This window comes from Alkalihalobacterium sp. TH-98, assembly GCF_057473385.1.
This window is the reverse complement of sequence record NZ_JBYCKM010000018.1, coordinates 1-21,209: the sequence shown is the minus strand read 5'-3', so window position 1 is coordinate 21,209 and position 21,209 is coordinate 1. Positions and strand designations below refer to the sequence as shown.

General features: G+C 37.1%; 24 protein-coding genes. 5 read left to right on the top strand and 19 right to left on the bottom strand.

Going from position 1 to position 21,209, the window contains the following annotated elements; genetic code table 11:
- Window positions 1–19 precede the first annotated feature (19 nt).
- The 4 genes from AC2VNP_RS07650 to AC2VNP_RS07635 form a co-directional block, all read right to left on the bottom strand.
- The gene (locus AC2VNP_RS07650) at window positions 20–550 is read right to left on the bottom strand and encodes a hypothetical protein (protein WP_486916754.1); all 531 of its coding nucleotides are present in this window, start codon (window positions 548–550) and stop codon (window positions 20–22) included.
- Entirely contained in the window at window positions 537–2,096 is a 1,560-nt protein-coding gene (locus AC2VNP_RS07645) for an AMP-binding protein (protein WP_486916753.1), read from the bottom strand. Before AC2VNP_RS07645 ends, AC2VNP_RS07650 begins: the two co-directional genes overlap by 14 nt.
- Window positions 2,093–2,932, bottom strand: coding sequence for an SDR family NAD(P)-dependent oxidoreductase (locus AC2VNP_RS07640; protein ID WP_486916752.1), 840 nt, complete (start codon window positions 2,930–2,932; stop codon window positions 2,093–2,095). The genes AC2VNP_RS07645 and AC2VNP_RS07640 overlap by 4 nt, the downstream gene beginning before the upstream one ends.
- A gap of 199 nt (window positions 2,933–3,131) precedes the next feature.
- Entirely contained in the window at window positions 3,132–3,725 is a 594-nt protein-coding gene (locus AC2VNP_RS07635; protein WP_486916751.1) for a hypothetical protein, read from the bottom strand.
- A gap of 869 nt (window positions 3,726–4,594) precedes the next feature.
- On the opposite strand from AC2VNP_RS07635, the gene AC2VNP_RS07630 reads away from it, so the two are divergent.
- A complete protein-coding gene (locus tag AC2VNP_RS07630; RefSeq protein ID WP_486916750.1) occupies window positions 4,595–5,260 on the top strand; it encodes a protein kinase domain-containing protein in 666 nt (221 codons plus the stop codon).
- A gap of 21 nt (window positions 5,261–5,281) precedes the next feature.
- On the opposite strand, the gene AC2VNP_RS07625 is transcribed toward AC2VNP_RS07630, so the two are convergent.
- From AC2VNP_RS07625 to AC2VNP_RS07615, 3 genes are all read right to left on the bottom strand, one after another.
- On the bottom strand, window positions 5,282–6,190 hold the full coding sequence (locus AC2VNP_RS07625) for a cation diffusion facilitator family transporter (protein WP_486916749.1): 909 nt from the start codon (window positions 6,188–6,190) through the stop codon (window positions 5,282–5,284).
- Window positions 6,191–6,203: 13 nt separating this feature from the next.
- The gene (locus AC2VNP_RS07620; protein WP_486916748.1) at window positions 6,204–6,800 is read right to left on the bottom strand and encodes a TetR/AcrR family transcriptional regulator; all 597 of its coding nucleotides are present in this window, start codon (window positions 6,798–6,800) and stop codon (window positions 6,204–6,206) included.
- A gap of 866 nt (window positions 6,801–7,666) precedes the next feature.
- Window positions 7,667–8,359, bottom strand: a complete 693-nt coding sequence (locus AC2VNP_RS07615) for a peroxiredoxin (protein ID WP_486916747.1) — start codon at window positions 8,357–8,359, stop codon at window positions 7,667–7,669.
- Between the two features lie 346 nt (window positions 8,360–8,705).
- Between AC2VNP_RS07615 and trhA the strand changes: the two genes are divergently transcribed.
- From trhA to AC2VNP_RS07600, 3 genes are all read left to right on the top strand, one after another.
- Complete coding sequence (gene trhA / locus AC2VNP_RS07610; RefSeq protein ID WP_486916746.1) at window positions 8,706–9,344, top strand: PAQR family membrane homeostasis protein TrhA; 639 nt, start codon at window positions 8,706–8,708, stop codon at window positions 9,342–9,344.
- 303 nt (window positions 9,345–9,647) lie between these two features.
- Entirely contained in the window at window positions 9,648–9,788 is a 141-nt protein-coding gene (locus tag AC2VNP_RS07605; protein WP_486916745.1) for a hypothetical protein, read from the top strand.
- 179 nt (window positions 9,789–9,967) lie between these two features.
- Window positions 9,968–10,405 (top strand): hypothetical protein, encoded by a 438-nt coding sequence (locus AC2VNP_RS07600; protein ID WP_486916744.1) that lies wholly within the window; start codon window positions 9,968–9,970, stop codon window positions 10,403–10,405.
- An 84-nt stretch (window positions 10,406–10,489) separates the two neighbouring features.
- On the opposite strand, the gene AC2VNP_RS07595 is transcribed toward AC2VNP_RS07600, so the two are convergent.
- The 6 genes from AC2VNP_RS07595 to AC2VNP_RS07570 form a co-directional block, all read right to left on the bottom strand.
- Entirely contained in the window at window positions 10,490–10,699 is a 210-nt protein-coding gene (locus AC2VNP_RS07595) for a hypothetical protein (RefSeq protein ID WP_486916743.1), read from the bottom strand.
- Between the two features lie 73 nt (window positions 10,700–10,772).
- Window positions 10,773–11,108 (bottom strand): hypothetical protein, encoded by a 336-nt coding sequence (locus AC2VNP_RS07590; RefSeq protein ID WP_486916742.1) that lies wholly within the window; start codon window positions 11,106–11,108, stop codon window positions 10,773–10,775.
- Between the two features lie 225 nt (window positions 11,109–11,333).
- A complete protein-coding gene (locus tag AC2VNP_RS07585) occupies window positions 11,334–12,878 on the bottom strand; it encodes a methyl-accepting chemotaxis protein (RefSeq protein ID WP_486916741.1) in 1,545 nt (514 codons plus the stop codon).
- 668 nt (window positions 12,879–13,546) lie between these two features.
- Complete coding sequence (locus AC2VNP_RS07580) at window positions 13,547–14,182, bottom strand: FMN-dependent NADH-azoreductase (RefSeq protein WP_486916740.1); 636 nt, start codon at window positions 14,180–14,182, stop codon at window positions 13,547–13,549.
- 184 nt (window positions 14,183–14,366) lie between these two features.
- Entirely contained in the window at window positions 14,367–14,513 is a 147-nt protein-coding gene (locus tag AC2VNP_RS07575) for a hypothetical protein (RefSeq protein ID WP_486916739.1), read from the bottom strand.
- A 50-nt stretch (window positions 14,514–14,563) separates the two neighbouring features.
- Window positions 14,564–15,151 carry a histidine phosphatase family protein gene (locus AC2VNP_RS07570; protein ID WP_486916738.1) on the bottom strand — a complete coding sequence of 196 codons (588 nt, stop codon included), beginning with the start codon at window positions 15,149–15,151 and terminating at the stop codon, window positions 14,564–14,566.
- Window positions 15,152–15,417: 266 nt separating this feature from the next.
- Between AC2VNP_RS07570 and AC2VNP_RS07565 the strand changes: the two genes are divergently transcribed.
- Window positions 15,418–17,475, top strand: a complete 2,058-nt coding sequence (locus AC2VNP_RS07565; protein ID WP_486916737.1) for a catalase — start codon at window positions 15,418–15,420, stop codon at window positions 17,473–17,475.
- A 58-nt stretch (window positions 17,476–17,533) separates the two neighbouring features.
- Here the strand turns inward: AC2VNP_RS07565 and AC2VNP_RS07560 are convergent, their stop codons facing one another.
- From AC2VNP_RS07560 to AC2VNP_RS07535, 6 genes are all read right to left on the bottom strand, one after another.
- Window positions 17,534–17,902 carry a hypothetical protein gene (locus AC2VNP_RS07560; RefSeq protein WP_486916736.1) on the bottom strand — a complete coding sequence of 123 codons (369 nt, stop codon included), beginning with the start codon at window positions 17,900–17,902 and terminating at the stop codon, window positions 17,534–17,536.
- A gap of 363 nt (window positions 17,903–18,265) precedes the next feature.
- Entirely contained in the window at window positions 18,266–18,541 is a 276-nt protein-coding gene (locus AC2VNP_RS07555; protein WP_486916735.1) for a hypothetical protein, read from the bottom strand.
- A gap of 45 nt (window positions 18,542–18,586) precedes the next feature.
- Window positions 18,587–19,255: a hypothetical protein gene (locus AC2VNP_RS07550; RefSeq protein WP_486916734.1), complete on the bottom strand. Its 669-nt coding sequence runs from the start codon at window positions 19,253–19,255 to the stop codon at window positions 18,587–18,589.
- A gap of 164 nt (window positions 19,256–19,419) precedes the next feature.
- Complete coding sequence (locus tag AC2VNP_RS07545) at window positions 19,420–19,545, bottom strand: hypothetical protein (RefSeq protein ID WP_486916733.1); 126 nt, start codon at window positions 19,543–19,545, stop codon at window positions 19,420–19,422.
- An 84-nt stretch (window positions 19,546–19,629) separates the two neighbouring features.
- Window positions 19,630–20,145 (bottom strand): CBO0543 family protein, encoded by a 516-nt coding sequence (locus AC2VNP_RS07540; RefSeq protein ID WP_486916732.1) that lies wholly within the window; start codon window positions 20,143–20,145, stop codon window positions 19,630–19,632.
- 36 nt (window positions 20,146–20,181) lie between these two features.
- Window positions 20,182–20,673 (bottom strand): MarR family winged helix-turn-helix transcriptional regulator, encoded by a 492-nt coding sequence (locus AC2VNP_RS07535; protein WP_486916731.1) that lies wholly within the window; start codon window positions 20,671–20,673, stop codon window positions 20,182–20,184.
- Window positions 20,674–21,209 lie beyond the last annotated feature (536 nt).

Genomic DNA, 21,209 nt, shown 5'->3' with positions numbered 1-21,209 from the left:
CAGCAAATCGAGTTCCTTTCTACTGCAATTCTTCAAATGGATAATAGATTTCTCGTCCATCTTTTAAGATAACACTGAATTGCTCCGCCATAAAACTCCCTTGATCTTCCACTTCCGACAAATCAGGGATATACCAGTGATAGGCGTTAACTTGATGTTGAATGTCAAAGCCATTCGTTTGAAACCGGATATAGTCCACTTGAGTGCGATTCACATACCCATACCAAAATCCAATGGGGCCACTAGGGATGTAACTCATATTATCAGTTCTAAAGGTCAGATCATTACTTCGGTCATTTGTCGCTTGACTTATCGTTCGTACACTCCAACCGGTTAATCCTTTGACAAACTCTTCCCCTTTAATAAAATCACCTGTATCAAAAATAACAATCGTACTGTGTCCAGTCTCTATTTTTTCTAAAATTTCTAGAGCCCCTCGTTTTTCAGCAACACGCTCGATCGAGGAATTTGCATAGTATTGGACACCAATAATAGAAACAATAAAACCAATGACAATCGCAATTATGAACAAGAGTCTATTTTTCTTCATTTTCGATCCTCCGACGTAACTGTTTTTTATCCAGCTTACCTAGTGGTGTGTACGGCATGTGATGAACGAATGTTATACTTTTAGGGATCTGAAATCTAGGCAATCTCAAACGCATCCATTCTAGTAAATCTTTTTCCGTAAGATCAGCATCTTCTGCTAGAAGAACAAATGCGGTCAACCTCTGTCCAAATTGTTCATCTGGTACCCCGACTACAGCAACATCTTCAATGAAAGAATGTTGTATCACTACTTGTTCCACTTCGATTGGATACACGTTTTCACCGCCAGACACCACCATGTCATCGCTTCGCCCGCATAGAAAGTAATAATCATTTTCATCCTTGTAAGCTAAATCACCTGTTTCAATCCAAGTGTTGTTTTTATTGCTGATCGACCAATCATTTTTAATACAAAGCTGACCAACCTGACCGCTTTTCCATTCTTCCATCTGCTCATCAAGGACTCTTACAGCCATCCCGTTTATTCTCTTACCTATGGTTGCAGGAGAATAGCGCAAATCTTCAGGTGTAGCGATAAAGTTAAGCCCTGATTCAGAAGTGCCGTATAAATTATAGAGCACATCACCCAATGAGCGCTGCGTCTCATCGACCAGTTTTGTACTAAGCTTTGCTCCACCAGAAGCGACACATACTAGTGATCGCAAATTGTCGACATTGTGTTGTAACATTTTTTGCAGCATTAAAGGAACTAGAGTAACCACTTCCGCTTGGTGGTCGCGGATAAGCCTGCAAGCTTTTGAGGCCTCAAACGTTTGACTAATCACTACTTTTTTCCCTAATGGAATAAATAATAAGAGGACCGCAATTCCATACCCATGAAATATCGGTGACCCAATATAAGCAGTATTATAGTTTAAAATTTTCAATCGTTGAAGAAGGGCTGCAAACGGATTTAAGTAATTAAATAAGGACGGTTTATGGGCTGCTTCTTTCGACATTCCAGTCGTACCGCTCGTTTGCAAGACCAATTTACTCGAGGAATACCGTGGTAAAATGACTTTTGAAATCGTGGCTGAATGGACGATGTTATCAATTGCTGTAAGCCGATCATGATAACTTAATAGTTTCGCATTGGAATAATCAGAGTGATGAACTACGTCCGTAAATTCCAAATCGTATATTAAAAAGTCAAAATCATGTCGCTCTAAAAATTGATTAAACTGGCTTGTTTTTAGTTCAGTATTTAATAAATATAGGTCTGCTCCTAATCGGGACACAGCAAAAATAGCTTTTACAAAAGAAGCATGATTTTTACAAAGAAAGCCGACCTTTTGACCGCTCTGTATTTGATACTCCTCTTTTAGATAGATAGCTAATTGATATGATTCTGCTAGCAATTGGCTATATGATAATGTTTTCTTGTCATCTACTATCACGGTTTTATTAGCATATTTCTTTTCGGCAAAATGTAATAGAGTCATCAAGTTCATACCACAGGCAAAAAAAGAACTAATGAACCGGTACAAACCGAGTGGTGACAGTAGTTTTATCTTGTATAAAACATAGATAAGCTTGAATAACTTCACCGGCCCTTCCCCCCTTTCTTCTTTGAAACCCCGTTAAAATTGGCTAGAAATATGGAAGCGATCTGACCAAAGATGAACCACCAAGGCTGGTAAGTTTTCTTTTTGGTGTACATGCTCTTACAGATAATTCTAGCAACATAACGTGGAGACATTGCCGGTAGATGTTGATAGGCCGCTGTAGGTTCGATCATCGGTGTTTTAATTAGGGGAAGATAGACCGATGTCGTTAACACTCCTTGGGCATGTAGCTCAGGCGCTGTTGACCGAAGCCACACATCAAAAGCTGATTTCGATGCTTGATAGGCCGCAAAATACGGAACAGGTGTTAGTCGTGCATTGATGGTAGAAACATTAATGATATGGCCTTTATTTCTTTGAAGAATAGGAATAACAGATAACAGTAATTGAACAGGAGCAAAATAATTAATCGCCATCGTTCGTGTAAAATCATGATAACGGTTTAACGAGTCATTGATGGATCTATGAATGGATAAACCTGCGTTACTGACTACGATATCGAGCCCCTGTGGCAACCCATGTAGAAAAGAGAGAAAGTTTTCCATTTCCGTCTCATCTCTAAGATCCGCTTGAAAAACACTGACTCTAGCATTCTTTGTTTCAATCGTCTTCTTTAAATTCGCAAGTTCCTCTCCTCTTCTTGCCACTAAAATTAAATGACAGTCTACATCTGCCAGCTCAAAGGCTAATTCTTTTCCAACACCTGAACTGGCACCCGTTATAAGAATTGACTTACCAAGAATAACTTTCTTTAACTTCTCTTTGTTACAAGAGATCGGACGAAATAAAAAATAGTCCCAAAAACGTTGTTTATACATAATGACACCTGTTTCACTTTCATGATCGTTTCTCGCGAGTACGCATGAAGCATCATCAATTTTTTACGCTTTCTAGGTTGCACTTACTTCATACACTCCCTTTAACTTTACCATAAGTATCCATTTATTAGTTAGTTTTCTTATTACACTTTAAACAACATTTAGATAAGACCTTTCTTTGTAATATTTTGAACATGTTCTATTGTGGTAAGCCTAAATCTGATTTTTTACAAACTATTAAATTTTTATGTTTTAAAACGTCAATAACCTTTTCATGTTCACTTTCTCCAATAATGACGTGAAAACTCTTATCGTTTTTTAAATGAAACTTGAATTTAAGATGCTGGTCTTCTTTTCCAAAACCATATTCTTTTTCATGGACTTTTAATGAGGAGAACTCCACTTTGTCAATTTGGGACCAATTTTGATAAACACCGCCAACCAAAACGCCCTCCTCTTTTAATTCAAACGCTGCGAATAAAGAGCCTCTAGAAAACATTAGTGGTAATATCGCCGGGGCGAGAAGAAAGAACGCATCGTTTCCGAAATAAAGTGAAACATTTGCAACTACAGCACATGTAAAACCAATAAGGTAAAGAGGACTTTCGAGGATTACTAATTTAGGAGTCACTCTCCTCAACTGAACTCCCATATCCTTATAAATAAAAGGTTGATCATCAATTGGATAAAGCGTTCTTCCACCCTTTTTGTTATAAATCATAAATTTAACGGCTAAATACAAATAAAGTAACGGAATAATCCCTACGAACACCGCTACGATATATTCAAACATTTTACCACCCCTTTTGTTACAGAGAGTTAATCAGTACGAAAAGCACTAAATATCAATTGCTCTAGAAACTGTTGGATGATTGTCAATTAAACTTTCATACTTACTTATTATTAGTTACGACTGGCGAAAGGAAAAGTTTCAAAAGCACAGCCAGGATTTCTACTTTAAAAAAATTAACTGAAATTTCAACTCTCTACACATACGAATGGGATATAATGGATGTAGATCTCGCGTTCTATTGAAAAAAGTCATCAAGAAGAACTTACGAATAAAATACAGGCCTAACGAGGTGTTGAAGCATGGTTACTTTACTGAAAATCATCATTGGTTTCTTCATATTTTGTTTAGTGACATACACACAGGATGCGATATTTCGAGGGATAATGAAAAATAAAATGGATATCCCTAAAATCTATAGACTATTTCCTTTCAGGTTTGGGATAAAGAAAGTCTATGATAAAAAGCTTTATTCTGATAGAAATACTGCAAATAAGAACCATGGAATTTTGTACTCTTTTTATGCCATAGATTTATTTATTGTGACCTTGCCGTTTACCATCACTAAGTGGAAGTACTGATGGGTCGATAACATCCCTGTAACAGAAAACACCAACAACCAGCATCATCCTATTCAATGATGCTGGTTGTTTAATAGATGGATATTTTTTAGTCATTTAGTGGTTCCGCCATATTTTTAAACGGTTCTCTGTATTTACGTAAAAAACTATTCTTATTATTTTATTGACTTTTATCTAAACACCCTTCCTCCCAATGAATAATATAAAGTAATGCTAATGCTAATCAACACTAACTTTATTATGGTAAGGTCCAGAAATACCTAATACATTTCTTAAAAGTGGGGGAACGTTTTGAAATATAAAAACTATATTGTTGATAAAAATTTACTTGGGAAAGGCGTGTTCGGAAAAGTGTATAGTGCCTTTGACCCAACAAACAATAGAAAAGTTGCCATTAAACGGTCAAGAAAACTACGACTTACAAAAAAAGAAGCAAAAATAATGAAACAATATACTCCATCAAAATATTTACCTACTTTTTACGATTTTAAAATCGAAAACAAAATCGCCTACTTGGAGATGGAGTATATTGACGGTGAAGCACTCGGCTTTCATTTTGACCACTATGAAGTTAAAAAAAGAGACGAAAAAACTAGTGTACAAATTACAATCAATATATTAAAAGCTGTCGAACACCTGCACCAAATTGGCTATATTCATTTTGATATCAAGCCTAAAAATATATTGGTTAAAGACGACCAACCAGAAACAACGAAATTAATTGATTTTAATGTTGCCAAAAAAATAAATGATAAATATAGAGTATCTAAAGACATCCACGATGCCGCACTAATTTGTATCTTCTTAATTCATGGAGTAATACCAAAAGAAAGCAATGGAAAAACACTCATGAATGAGAAATTACACAACGTCTTAAAGAAAGCTCTACATCCAACCGATAAATTCAAATACCATTCTGTTCAAGAGTTTATTACTGCTTTACAATCGTTCGCTTAACCTCTTTTCACCTTTAAAATATTAATTAACCCATTTTCGATCATTTGTAAATGAAACGGTTAACCACTTTTTATACCGTAAATCTTTGGTACGTTTATTAATTTCTTCGCGAATTAAATCTTGCTCGGCGACGGTTATTACTTTAGATTGCTCATTTAAAATAAAATCAACTTCGATGAAAAGTTTACCGCCTACCTTGGACATTCGCAGCATCGAATCTTCTATTTGATATTGTGCTTGGATCGAATCAATCACCGATTTAAATTTCTTTTGGATCAGTTGGTCGGGTGCCATTTCGAGCACTTCTTTTGAAGCTTTTGCAATTTCTACAATTGGAACCTTCAAGAAGAACCCAGCAGAAAGGAGAACCATAAGCGGGTCAATATAAGGGGTTAAAAACGTAAATCGAGTATAGGATAAAAGTGCTGCGATGAAAAATCCAACTAGAACTGCCGCACTAAGTACCATGTCCATTCTCCATTGATTGGCCTCCGCTTGAATGAGGCCTGATCCTTGCTTTTGTTTCTTTAAGTAAACAAATACGCCCCAACATGCTACCGTAGATAAAATAGAATAAAGAAGAGCGGACCCGATATTTGTTTCTCGACCACCTGATACAAGTGCCTCCAATGCTGAGACCACTGCAACCAAACAAAGTATCAAAATGACCGCATACTTAATAATAATGACTAGAGGTTCAAGCACCTCCTTACCGAATGGGAATTTCTTCGTATCCCTCTTCTGAATAAATTGTGCTGCAAATAAGGACATCAGGGACAGCATGACACTAATTAATGAATAAAGTCCATCGAACATAACCATTTGTGAGGAAATGAGATATCCCCAAACGACACCAGTCACAGCAAACATGACCGCACCATAAACTGAAATCTTTAACAACTTCTTTTCCAATGCATAATCACTATGCATATTAACACCTCGTCTAGGCTTTGTTTAATGATTGACTGTCAGTCAGTGCGCTTTTTATAAAAAGTAATACTTGATTTTTACTATGTTCCATACTTATATCATTTTCATTAGTTAAATAATACGTTTCCGCTGAGTTTTCAATTAAATCTATAATCATTTTAGCTAACGAATTTAAGTCTAGATACGTATGAATGAGCCCGTTTTTATTGGCATGGTCAAGTCGTTCCTCAAGCCAACTATAATAAGGCTGGTAAATTTCTTCCCACCGCTCAAACGAATGGTAATAAGCGAGTCCGGAATAACAAAATAAAATCAGCTCACGGTACTCCTTTGTAATATCGAATGTAACTTCGACGATCATTTCAAGTGTTTGAAAAATCGTTTCTTCGACATTAAAATTTTGCTTTATTTTCAAGAAAAGAGCATTTAGTATCTTTTCGGCAATTGCCGGTACAATTGCACTTTTGGAGTCAAAGTATAAATAAAATGTACCTTGGGCAACTCCAGCTTCTTTGACGATTTGCGAAACCGACGCTTTCTCAAACCCTTTTTCTTTCATTACAGTTAGTGCAGCATTCACTAACAATTCGTATTTGTTGTCTTGCTTCATTATCAATCCTCCAGTAAAGAATTGTCACTGACTGACTGTCATTCACTATTATATCACGAATGACAAAATTTGGCTACCTTATCCGGTTTTACTTCCGAAAAGAACATATGTACTTCATTAAAACGCAATAACTGTTGTTGTGTCGATTTTTATATGTTGTGTACAATTGTGCTGATTGGGACATGAACAACCCTTTGTCTTGATTAATGTGCATTTGAAGGAATTTTTAGGAAACTCCGCTTATTAATAGCACTGTTTCGTGTGCGCTTGAGGAATTTTTTAGGAGATTCCGCTTATCAATAGTGCTGTTTCGTGTGCGCTTGAGGGAATTTTTAGGAGATCCCGCTTACAAATAACGCCGTTTCGTGTGCGCTTGAGGAATTTTTTAGGAGATTCCACTAATCAATAACGCTGTTTCGTGTGCGTTTGAGGAATTTTTTAGGAGATTCCACTAATCAATAACGCTGTTTCGTGTGCGCTTGAGGAATTTTTTAGGAGATTACGCTTAGCAATTGCGCTGTTTCGTGTGCGCCCGAGGAATTTTTTAGAAGATCTCGCTTACAAATAACGCTGTTTCGTGTGCGCTTGAGGGGATTTTTAGGAGATTACGCTTAGCAATTGCGCTGTTTCGTGTGCGCTTGAGGGAATTCCTAGGAGAATGCGCTTATCAATAGTGCTGTTTGGTGTGCGCTGAAGGGAATTTCTAGGAGATTAAGAGTAAAGACAGCAAAAACCCTCTAATCTTGTTTAGAAGGTTTTTGACTATGTTGGAGAGTAAAGAATATTAAACCACTGTAATATGTTTTTCATGATGACCACATCAAGCCCTGTTCTCCGAAAATTTACTTACCCTTTTCCCTATTTAACTATTTATCAGTTTCTTTCCGAACGGGTATGTCTTTATAACAGAACCACCAATCAAAGCATGAAAATTCTTGCGCTTGAGCAGCTTCCAGTCTTTCTCTCGCCTTCATCACCGTATTTGCAGGTGGTATAATCGCTTGGTCACCGATGATTTCATTATTTGGCCAATTCGCTGGCATCGCAACGCCATGTGCATCAGCCGTTTGTAAGCCCTTAAGTGCCCGCAGTAATTCGCTCGTATTACGCCCTAATTCATCTGGGTACGTAAGAATTAATCGAATAAAGCCATTTGGATCAACAAAAAATACGGATCGGACCGTACGTTTAACTCCTTCTCGCGGAAGCATGCCTAAACGACGGGAGACATTCCCGAGTTCATCGGCAATGATCGGAAATGTGATACTAACACCTAATTGAGTTTGAATCCATTCAATCCATTTCATATGGGCATATACCGTATCAATGGAAAGACCCACGAGCTCACAATTCAATTGTTGAAATACGGCTTGATTTTTAGCGAATGAAACAAACTCAGTCGTACACACTGGCGTAAAATCTCCTGGATGACTAAATAACATAAGCCACCGACCTTCATAATCATCAGGAAGAATCCTCTTCCCAAGAGTCGTATGGACTTCTAGTCGCGGCATGCGATCACCAATAAATGGCGGGAATACACTGTGATCTTGGTTCATTAACATTTCCTCCTAAATTATAATCCCATTTATGTATATTCGCCTACATTCGTCCTAGTGTTATGGTGTTTACAGTAACCCCCGATCAGTTGGAGCTCCATTCATTCAGCTTGACACCTACTAGATGTATAAGTTATAAGTAACATACACTTTTTTGGTTTCTTGGGAATATGAATCAGTTAGGTTTATAGAATTATTGCATAAGTGACTCTAGTGTAAAAATATTATGATTAAGTAAATGGAGAGCAGTTTCTCCAATTAAGTGATAAAATTGAATTTATGGAGATTGAAAAATAGCTTAATAGTTGCTCAAATACTATTAAAACAAAAAAGGAATGATCAACACATGTCCAATACACATGTTTTCTCAAAAGGAGAGGAAATTGCTAACGCGATTATTCATGGGATCGGTGCTCTTTTAAGTATCGCTGCCTTAGTCCTCCTCATTGTCTTCTCATCACTATACGGAACCGCATGGCATGTTGTGAGTTTTACCTTATTCGGAACAACGATGGTCTTATTGTACACGTCGTCGACACTCGTACACAGCTTTCCTCCAGGTAAGGCAAAGGATGTCTTTGAAATTTTAGACCACTCATCCATCTACTTTTTTATCGCTGGTACGTATACACCATTCTTATTTATTGCGGTTAAAGGTGCTTTAGGGTGGACTCTTTTCGGTATTGTATGGGGGCTTGCGATTGCAGGGACGGTATTTAAATCGTTCTTCGTCAAACGGTTCTTACATACTTCTACCGTTTTATACGTTTTATTAGGTTGGATGATTGTTTTTGCTTGGGGTACTTTAGTCCAAAATGTTCCTTCAGAAGGCATTGTCATGCTAGTCATAGGCGGCGTGTTATATTCGGCCGGCGCAATCTTTTATGTATGGAGAGGCTTTTATTATCACCATGCGATTTGGCATCTATTTGTAGTCGCTGGGTCTATTATGCACTTTTTCTCGGTTTTAACCTTGCTACCATAAGGTCTATGCGTGGGGTTAAAATAAACGGGTTTATTGATGCGGTGCAAAACGAAAAATGACAGATGAATTCACTGGCTTAATAACACACAATACCCAAACTACAGTTTAATAGCATTGAATAAAAGGCGCGGAGATTATGTTCTTCGTGCCTTTTATTCAGTTTACTTATATTAATCTATTCTATAATTCGCCCTTTTTACTAGAAGACACGGCAAATGCTATAAGCAAGCATTCTCTTAAGTCATAGTATATAACTGTAAGGTACGAGGCCTTACAAAATATGTTAAGAAAGGGGGAAAATTAATGTTAGCATTAGTAGTTATTGCGCTACTGTTTTTAGTTGCCTTACTAGTCGCCATTTTAATTGGTAACGAACAGCAGCGTAACCTTATTATCAAATGTCTTCAAGAACTTCTGGGACAAGGGTCTTCTGCTACCGCATAAGCTTAAGAATAATCCTTGCCCCCACTCACATCTAGGAGAGCGCTTCATGTGCCTCCTAGATATCCCAATGTAAAAAATGTATACACATTTTTATTATTTATATGATTTTATTTTGGTACACGTTACTTAAAGTCACATTTTAGGTGAATTAATTTAATTGAAGAAAGGTGAGGAATAGCATGAGTGAATTAAATCCCAAAAAGAAAGAAGATCAATCGGAACCAAATCATGAAACACATGATGAAAATGTAGACCTAAGTGGGATCCTTAATATTGCTACAAATTTATTAAAAAACTCAAATGCAGATCATCTAAATAACCTTTCAAAATTGGCGTCTAATCAATCCCTCAACAGTTTAAATGGTCTGTTAGACGAATTAGCAACGGATGAGCACTCAAATAATAAATCCAATAATGTAAATAAGATTATGAGTAGTATAAGTACTATTTTAAATGAAACAAGTTTAATAGATAATCTTTCAACTGTACAAAATCAGGAAAACAATGATTTGAAAAAATTGGAGTCTAAATTGGATCAAATACTTGAGGAGCTAGCAGATATAAAAGTACAATTGAATAAAGTTAAAGTACGAACTAAAAAAATATTTAAAAAGTAATTAGATCATGTAACAAAAGGACGGCTGTAACAACAGATGTTCACAGTACCGTCCTATATTTGATTAGTTAAATAGTTAATAGAATTATCCATCCATTTTACATTTAAAATACGTTAATTTCCCATTCGTTTTGTCAACAATGGGAAGTCCACCGTTATCGTAACATCCATCAGATGCGGCCTGAATTTCTTTTGAATTAAAATATAAATTGCTAATCATTAAGATACCAACGATTACTATTGCAACTGATGCCACAATGGATATAGCTAAGCCGTTTTTCGTATGTGAATTCATAATACCCTCCCTACTCTCGCATCCAAAATATGTATAAAATTATGATAGCATAATAGACTACAAGACCCTACTTCTACTTCTCTATTTCTTTTAAAAATAAATACCACTTTGGTACAAACGTACTGATTAATGGATAGAAAGGAATAAAGAGTTTAGCACCTTTTATAGGAGAGCCGCAAATAAGCTGAATTTCTTCCCCAGTCTCTATGTCTAGTTCAAGCTTCTTGCTTTTCACCCAATCGATTTTAATATATAACTCATGATGGCCGGGCTCCAAAGATATCACTATTTCTTCCCCGTTTTTTATATCCCTTACATGAACATCATCTATATACACTTGAAATCGCCTTAATACATTAATATATTGTGAAGTTCTTTTGAGCCGGATTGTACATTCAGTAGTATTCAATTTCCACCCTCCCCTATGAACTATTTTAAAACATATTTCAATTGTAACAGATATACTGGTAAAATTTGTAGGGATATTGGCTTTTTAACACCTACTTTATTCACGGTATTTATGTCTTTTACGTTCAGCTTTCATGATTCCCAACATAAAAAACAGACTAAACCTGCTCGATTTAGTCTTTGGATGATAGTTTCGAATGCACGCTACTATGCAAGAACGCGTCATTTAATCTCGGTTTTCCATATCCTTTTGAATTTGTTCAATTTGTGAAGACAATGAATCACTTAATTTTTGGATATCGTTTGTAATCGTATTAAATTCCTCGAAGGTTGCAAGCTGTTGTTGAGATGTGGCTGAGATACTTTCGGTAGCCATTTGGTTTTCCGTTGCTACAGTCATCATTTCTTGAATGGCTGCTTGTACATCGCCCATTTTTTTGCCGACCGTTTCTGATAATTCGTTTGACGTTTTTATTTCTGAGGCTACACGATCAATTTCTTCAACAATCCGACTAAAAATTTCACCTGTATAATTTACTTGGGTAATCCCAGAAGCGGTTTGTTTTTTCCCGTGTTCCATCACTTTAGCCATGGCTGTTGTATCGTGAACCAAATCATTCAAGACGAGGTTAATTCGTTTCGCATAGTTTCTCGACTGGTCCGCGAGCTTCCTTACCTCATCTGCTACAACAGCAAACCCTTTACCATTCTCACCTGCTCGTGCTGCTTCGATGGCAGCATTTAAGGCTAATAAATTCGTCTGTTCCGCAATATCGGTCATAAGCGATAGCGTTTGTTGAATATCTTTTGAACGTTCATTTAGTCGTACTACAACTTCATCCATTCTTTCCACAGCTGAAGCCACTTCTTGTATCGTTTGCTCCGTTTGTCGCATACTTTCCTTTCCGTCTTTTGCTTCTTCAGCTGTTCGTTCTGAGGACTGAACCGAACGCTTCGCCTGTGTCATAATTTTCTTCACATCAACCGTCATTTCTTCTAATGCAATGTTACTTCGCTTTGCCTCGGTTAGCTGTCGTTGTGCACCAGCGACCATTTGGATCATCGAATCGCTAATGGCTGTTGATGCTTCTGTCGAAGTTATCGCTCCTTCTTTTAACGTTTCAACGTTTTTAAGTACTTTATTAGAAGTTTTCGCAATATGCTGGACAAGACCTTCAATGATACTTTGTTGCTCTTCCTCATTTTTTGCTACCACACGATCATATTGTTTTCTTGCCACAATTTGAATGATAATGACAGCACTCGTAAAAATAAGAAAAACAGCATGAATTAGAAGTAATGAAAAAGGATAATTATCACTACCGCAGATCAACTCTGGCACAGTAAAATATCCGAGCAAATGCTGCACTGCAAAAATCGCGGTACTCACAATAACAAGGCGAATACTTTCATAGTAAGCAAGACTCGCTAAAACCATAAAAATCGAAAAGTGGTATTCAATTAACCCATCGCCACCCGCGATAATTGAAATACTACCAAACGTAAGTGTAAGCGTTACAAAGAGTGGTATCCACGTATGTATGCGGTTTTTCCAGAAAAGAAAAACGGAAACTCCTAAAAATAGAAACGGCAAAAAGAATAAACTATTTAATAAAAAGTGCAACTCCGTCGGTGTACCTGAATGAACGTGTGATAAAAGCAGATAGGTATCCAACCATCCAATCGAACGGTGTAAAAAGTGAACCAAAATCGAAATCACAACTACAAATACACTAAATAAAATCATGATTAAATTCTTTCTCGCTTGCAACGTAATCTCCCCCAAAACTAGTAATATATAACTATAAAATTCCAAATAACAATGATATTTACCCATCCCTAAAAAAGTTAAACCTATTTTTATAAAAAATTTTAATGTTTGAGAATAAAAGACTATGACGGATATCACACATGATGGAATCTAGTAAGTGGACACTAGCCCTTGCTAAACGGAAGAATTGCCAAAAGCATCCATCCCATCGAATATTAGAAGCGTCATACATTAGAAGTTAGTGTGTGAGCTCTTTAAAGGACTCACAGGCCCTTATTTCTCTAAAATCATCAAGTTTTGAAAGCTCACGGACTGAGAGGCCCTTATTTTTAAGATTTCATGGGTAACTGTCTCTTTTTTTATGGAATAAGAGCTTCTGAGTCCACTAAATTAATAAAAATCGTGTTTTCGACACTAATAAGGGCTTTGGAGTCCTCTTAAGTTTTGTTGTATATGACAATAACCTAAAACTAGGATCTGGTTCCAGCCTAAACCACATCATCTGTAAGTTTGTTAAAATATGTGGCTAATTGGATTTTCAAATTAGAACTAATCCCGCAATATCAACACAAAAAGAGGTGAAGACCTTAAACTTCTTCACCTCTGCCTCTGCTGTGATTAATTATTGTTAACTGGAACTTCTTACACAATTGTTGACTCTTCTCGCATTAAAACGTTTGGGCAAAGTCCTTTGCTCTTGCAATGGCATTTTCTTTAATTTCTTCGGCTTTATCGGGCATTGCATTATGCCCTTCGACAAATAACCCTTCAAATGAAGGAACTCCAAAGAATTGCATCATAATGTCTAAATAGCGGTGACCCATTTCCATTGCAGCTGCTGGTCCTTCAGAGTAAACTCCGCCGCGCGCTTGGATATGCAACGCTTTCTTATCTGTTAATAGACCAACTGGGCCCTGTTCCGTATATTTAAAGGTTTTACCTGCAACAGCGACTGAATCCATATAGGCTTTCATAACTGGTGGGAACGAGAAGTTCCATAACGGAGTAACGAAGATATACTTATCTGCTGATATGAATTGTTCACATAACTCTGATAGTCTTCCTACTTTCGCTTTTTCTTCGGCTGACAATTCTTCAAACCCTTGCCCTGAACGAAGTTTCCCCCATCCGCTGAAAACATCGACATCAATGTGAGGTATATCCTCATTGTAAAGGTCTACATGAACAATTTCATGATCTGAATTCACTTCTTTGTATGTATCGATAAATGCCTTTCCAACTGCCATACTATAAGATTGTGTATCATCATGAGGGTGCGCTGTGATGTATAATACTTTAGTCATATACATTGATCCTTTCTTTCCCTATAGTCTTTGCAGTATAGGTTTTGCAATAAGAGAACATTTATGTGCATGAACCTAAAATAAGTCCAATTTAGTTAACTTCCTTATTCTTAGAACCCACTCCCCGACTTTTACCGAAACAAAAAAGGCGCCTTTTTGGGAAAGACCACCTTTTCAACATCAATTATTCCTGATCCCTATTTGAGTAAGGATTCCCACTGATACTCCCTCTCATTTCATCCGTTACCTTAAATGGCTCCATCCCCGCTTCTCCAGCAGAGTTTTCACTATTATGAAAACTTCCGTCATAATGATTCGGCTTACCTTCCATACGTACCTCACCTCCGTAAGAATAGTTTGTGCAACTATTTTACTAATTATCTATATCTCAGATTTCAAATGTTTTGTGCAGTTATACAGCTCACAATCCCATGTGTTATCCGTGTTTTTTAGAATAGTCAAAGAAGTATTATCAATCATCGTTTTTTGAAACTTTTCGGGAAGCAACTTTCTTAATGTTATACCTAAGATAGCACCGTGACTGACTATCAGTACCCGTTTTCCATTATAGGTCTTTACTACATGTTCCATAAAGGAAACTCCACGTCTCCCTACATCTGCAAACTTTTCAATTCCAAGATCAAGCTCCCGCCAGTTTTCCCCCCACTTCGCAACACGTATTTCTTCGTTTGTTCCTTCGATTTGTCCACAATCGAGTTCACGAATACGCGGATCTGTCAGGCTTGTTGGTATGTTGAGTTTCGATTGAATAATTTTACCCGTTTCAACCGCCCTAGATAAATCACTTGTAATAAGGATATCCCACGGCTCTTCTTGCGATAATCGATTAGCAACATCCAAAGCTTGTTTCCTGCCCACATCATTTAAAGGAATATCAGATACCCCTTGTACGAGACCTCGTACATTCCATTCCGTTATCCCGTGCCTAATCAGACCTATCGTTGTCAAATCTCACCCTCCCTCCGATTGACAGATTACTTCACTTTCTTTTTTTCTAGAATTTCTATTTTAAGTATATGAATGAACTTTTTTGGTTGAACCTTGCTTTTCACCTTTCATGTCTTGTAATACCTATCTTCTAGTACAAAACACTGTATAGCAGATTTCTAATAAAAATTTCTATCTCTAAACTGAAGAATTTCATAAATCGGTCTAAACCCATAGAAAAATCATACATATAGATCGGTTAATAAATTTCCGGGGCAGGTGAATTTATGGATCAGTCATCAAGAGACAACAAGAAAGTGGATGGAAACAGCAAGCAAGAACAGTTAGAAGCACACCGTATCCAAAACACGGGGAATAGAATGACGACAAATGAAGGACTGAAGGTCGCAAATAACGAGTCGACCTTAAAAGCGGGAGATCGTGGTCCTGTACTTATGCAAGACTTTCACTTTTTTCAAAAACAAATGCATTTTGACACTGAGCGAATTCCGGAAAGGGTCGTTCATGCAAGAGGCTACGGGGCACATGGGGAATTCCAGTTATATAAGTCGATGAAAAAATATACGATTGCGGGCTTTCTCCAAGAACCAGGGACAACGACGCCTGTTTTCGCTCGCTTTTCAACCGTTCAAGGTGGGAAGGGATCAATGGATACAGCCCGAGATGTTCGTGGTTTTGCCGTAAAATTTTATACAGAAGAAGGAAATTATGATATATTAGGGCTCCAATTTCCTATATTTGTACTTTTCGATGCCTTTAAGTTCGTCGATTCACAACACGCGTTGAAACCTGAACCGCATAATGATATGCCGACAGCCTCTGCTGCTCATGATAACTTTTGGGATTTTGTCGCCAATAATCCGGAATCAGCGCATTTTGTCATGTGGGCCATGTCAGATCGAGCCGTCCCAAGAAGTTACCGAATGATGGAAGGGTTTGCTATCAATACCTTCCGATTTGTCAATGAACACGGGAAAGCAACCTTTGTAAGATTTCATTGGAAGCCTGTACTTGGAGTTCATTCTTTCTTAAATGAAGAATCACTAATGATTGGCGGGTTAGATCCAGATTACCACAGACGAGATTTATGGGATGCGATTGAAAAAGGGGCTTATCCTGAATATGAGCTAGGTGTGCAGCTGATTGATGAAGAGGATGAGTTTCAGTTTGACTTTGACGTGTTAGATCCTACGAAGATATGGCCAGAAGAATTAATACCTGTAGAAATCGTTGGGAAAATGACATTAAATAAAAATGTCGATAATTTCTTTGCTGAAACGGAACAAGTAGCCTTTGATGTCACGAATCTTCTTCCAGGAATCACCTTTACGGATGATCCAATTTTACAAGGAAGAACGTTCACTTATAAAATTACGCAACAACATCGCCTAGGAGGATCTAATTACCCAGATTTACCGATTAATCGATCGATTTGTCCATTCCATAATAACCAGCGCGATAGCTTTAGTAGGCATCGAATTGATGTCGATCAGGTGAATTATATTCGCAATTCATTGGCCGGTAATACCCCGGGTCCTACACCGCCAGAAGAAGGTGGATATTTTGACTATCCAGACAGGGTTGAAGGTTATAAAGTAAAAGCCAGCAGTGAGTCATTCAAAGATTTCTTCTCCCATGCCAGGTTGTTTTGGAACAGTATGTCGACTGTTGAGAAACAACACATCATTGAAGCATTTAGCTTTGAACTCACGAAAGTAAAAAATGAGTCTGTTCGCCAGCAAGTAGTTGATATGTTCGTCAATGTAGATAAGGATATGGCAACAACCATTGCTGACAATGTGGGAGCAAACCCTCCAGTTGGGGAGCATGTACCAGTCACAGCTTCCTCACCAGCTGTTAGTCAAGCAAATACACCACATTACCCAAACACCTTAAAAGTAGGAGTTCTAATAGGAAACGGATTTGACGGACCTGAAGTACGGAGTGCTATTGAGACACTACAGCAACATGGGGTATTTATTGAATTTATTAGTGAAAAACTCGGCTATGTCACAGGGACAGACGGCACTAAAATAAAAATCGACGAAATCTTTGTCAGCACTCATAATGTTTTATATGATTCTCTATATGTTGTTGGCGGGCGTACGGATAATCAAGCCATATTCGATCGTAATGTCAGCGAGTTTATTGATGGTGCATATAGTCGCTATAAACCTATTGGTGTAGCAACGACAGGCCAAGCCTATATTCAACCCTCAGAAGATTATCATCTGGCTGGAGTCATCTTTGCTGCGAACAACCCTGCTTTCGGTAAAGATTTCGTTACGGCCATCGCTACCCGCCGTTTTTGGGATAGGCGTTAGATACTTTTATTAGAGGCTTTCTCTATTGGGAAAGCTCTTTTTGTTAGAGTATTGCCTCTTAAATTTCGTTTGGCACCAACCAGATGAAATAATGTCTCGTATACATCCTCGTGGTTACAACCTTCACCATTCCATCTTTTTCAAAAATAAAACCAGAACCCATTTGTTCTTTAAAATGCCAGCCTCGTTCTCTCATATAGTCGTGAAAGATCTCTTCTGATGATACTCCTGTCTTGGATACATATCTTTTTGATGTGCCAGTATCACTGATTAGTTCAAAATCATGATCCGAGAATTCCAATTTCATTACGGTATAAAGCATTAGTAACGGACGTTCTTCTTGGAATAACGCACTTCCAAATCTTAATCCAATAAAACTGATTAGAAGTACGAGTACGGTGGTAATGACTATTAAAATTCGCTTCACATCGGGGCCTCCTGAGATTTATTTAGGCGCTGGAATGTAGTCGCTGCGGCTCCCGGTTGTAGTTTATACTTAACCGGTAATTTCAGTTACTTGTGGACTGTTTTTTGCATTTACAGATTTACTCAAGGGTGCACTTTCCCTATACACCCTACTTTTCCTCAGATGTTTGGGTTGTAAGACTCTTATGTATTTTCTTAAGTGTTAAATGAATATTGTTTAAACTTAATAAAATAAAACCCAACATAAGAAATGTAATGATTTCTCCAGTGAAAAAAGCGATAATTCCTAAAATCAAAAAATAAAGTGTGTACCACCAATTAGTCATGCTGCTTCCCCATTTCCTTTTACATTACTTAAATACTTTTACTCAAAACGTTTATGGATGACTTCCTGTGCTTTATGTTTATCTTGTTCTTTCACATAAATATCGTATTGAGCCTTGTCATTGTGACCAATCGTTTGATACGTATTAGGGTTTCTTACAATTTCCGTTTGAAACGGAATATCAGCTGTTTTTAAACGACTAGCTACCTGCATATAACTTTCATTACCAAATGCCGTGTAAACCAAAAACTTATATTTTGAAAATAGTAATCTAATAAACCGCACTTCTAAAACCACTCCTCTTCTATTACTCATACGAATGAGCAAGAAGATGGTTTCATCTTAACTAATTGTAGTAACCTAATTCATCGATCGAATTTCTTCACTATACATCCCATCTAATTTCCACCCTTCATTGAAACGAACATAAGTAAATGTTCTCACTCTAGCCTCAGTACCGTTTTCATAACTAACTCGAACTGTGCTCTTCCAAGGCAAAGAGGTAACAGTCACTTCGCCATAGGTCATGCTTTTAATGGATGGTAATATTCCGATTAATGTTTCAGGGGATATTGAATGGTAAATTAGATAGCTCAAGGGTTCGTCACTCTCAACAATCTCATTCATGATTTGGTGATGCAACTGAGCGACTTTTTGATTGCTGTCACTGACGCCCCATCCAATACAGATTACGCTTAATAAAGAAACGACTGCAACCACAATAATTTGTTTTCTTTTGAAACCTATAATTAAAGTATTAATAGCGGTTTCGTCTTTATTAAGTCGTGACATATAAAGGAATACAGCTATGCTAATCGGATAAAGGAAAATCAATTGAAACAACATAACAACCCAAAACAAATCACCATAATTAAGTAAGTGCTGCAGCAACAAAAAATTAGTGAACCATAGTGGAAACGCTAGTCTCGACCTTTTGTGTTCTTCTGCTAAATTGCTAAACTTAAAATAGATTACTAGTAACGGTAAAGACAATAGCCATGCGACCGAAATATCACTAAAAATAATCAATCGTTACACCTTCTCTAGAGGATTTTAGAAAAAATAAATTTAAGCTTTACTTTATTTAACATTTAATCATCAAAATCCTTCTACAATCCACAATCTTTACTTCTATTTAACATTTAACTTAAAAATGGATAACCCCTTGCTCTCTGGTTATCCATCCACTATGGTTATTTATTTTTCTTGCCTTTTTTTGACTTTACTTTTTTACTCTCTGTATACTCTATTCCAAACTCAGCATCACTTGCATTGTTTGTGATCTCTGTTTCGTTTTGGCCTCGTTTCTTTTTTGCCACTGCTTTTCCTCCTTCTTCATATGCTATTCATCTGAGATTATTTTTCCACCTGTTATTACTTCTATCACGCTAATTGAAAATTATTTAAACTTCTTTCTTCATTGGAACTGATAAGGAGTTGGGATGACTACCGGAAAATTCATCTTTAAAAAACCAACGATAAAATACCCTTGAGGAATAATAAGTGATTGATAATGTAATAAAACTCCAGTACCATTTCCACTTTACATAGGTAATAAGATTTGTCTTCCTTTCAATTAAATATTCAACGAACGTAACTGCTCCCGAATGAAACATTATATAAAAAAATTTCATAAGCCTACTTTTGTTTTCTGGATAATTCATATTAAAAATGGAACATAAAGCAGGATAAATAAAATATTCAAATGAAAAACTCGATTTATTTGCTTTCTTAAAAAATCTTACAGGATATTTAATCAGTCCTTTTTCAACAACGAGCAAACCAAACAACCAAGTCACCATTTGTTTATAGAGAAAAGCAAGGATTGCATGTTTAACTTTAATTTTTGGTACATTCAAAACTAAGAGGACAAATGTAACCACCCAAAAAAACAGTAAAACTCTTTTATCTTTTGACACAATTCCACCTCCTGAGCTTATAGGGGGTTAAGTATGTTACGCATAATCTAGGTCCTTCATTGGTTTACTAATCACGTCTCTCATGAAGCTTTCTCCTTTATGAACATCTAGTATTTTTTTACCATAATCCAAAAACTGTAACACGTCATCCTCAGATAAGTGTCGCAAATCAAACGGAAACTGCTCCATAGATTTAACGGTTTCAAAGATTTTTTCAAGAACGCACCTTCCTTTATCTGTCATGGACACGAGCTTATATCGAGCTTTATTCTTTTTTGTTCTCACATGGATATATCCATTTTGCTCCAGACGCTTAAGCAATCTTGTAACTGTTGATGCATGCCAACAGCCTAATTCTCCGATCTTTGAAGGTGTTAGCTTATTTTCATTTGTAGAAAGGAGAAATAAGATATGCTGTTGCGCTGGTGAAATATCGTATTCCTTCCCTATTTCTGCCCACTGATTTTCCATACAAAAATACAATGCTCTTACCGTTAGTAACAGCTGTTGTTTTAGAAGTAAATTCATTACAATTCTCCTCACTTGTATCTACAATTGCATGTACAAGTAATATTCTCCTGATTTTATAGTCATATACGCATGACTTTCGTTTGGTGTTTTTGACAGATTGTAGCTATTTGAATGTTTTCCTCCCGCGCACTTCATTCGGACTGATTAGTTCATGCCTTCCCCTAATTTTTCCCTCTATCGCTCACCATTCACGCCGTTTCATTTACGCTTCCTCCTAATTTTTTCCTCTACCGCTCACGATTCGGGCTGATTCGTTCACGCTTTCTCCTAATTTTTCCCTCTACCGCTCACGATTCACGCCGTTTCATTCACGCTTTCTCCTAATTTTTACCTCTACTGCTCACCATTCGGGCTGATTCGTTCACGCTTTCTCCTAATTTTTCCCTCTACTGCTCACGATTCGGGCTGATTCGTTCACGCTTTCTCCTAATTTTTCCCTCTACCGCTCACCTTTCGCGCCGTTTCGTTCATGCCTTTTCCTAATTTTTTCCTCTACTGCTCACCATTCGCGCCGTTTCATTCACGCTTTCCCC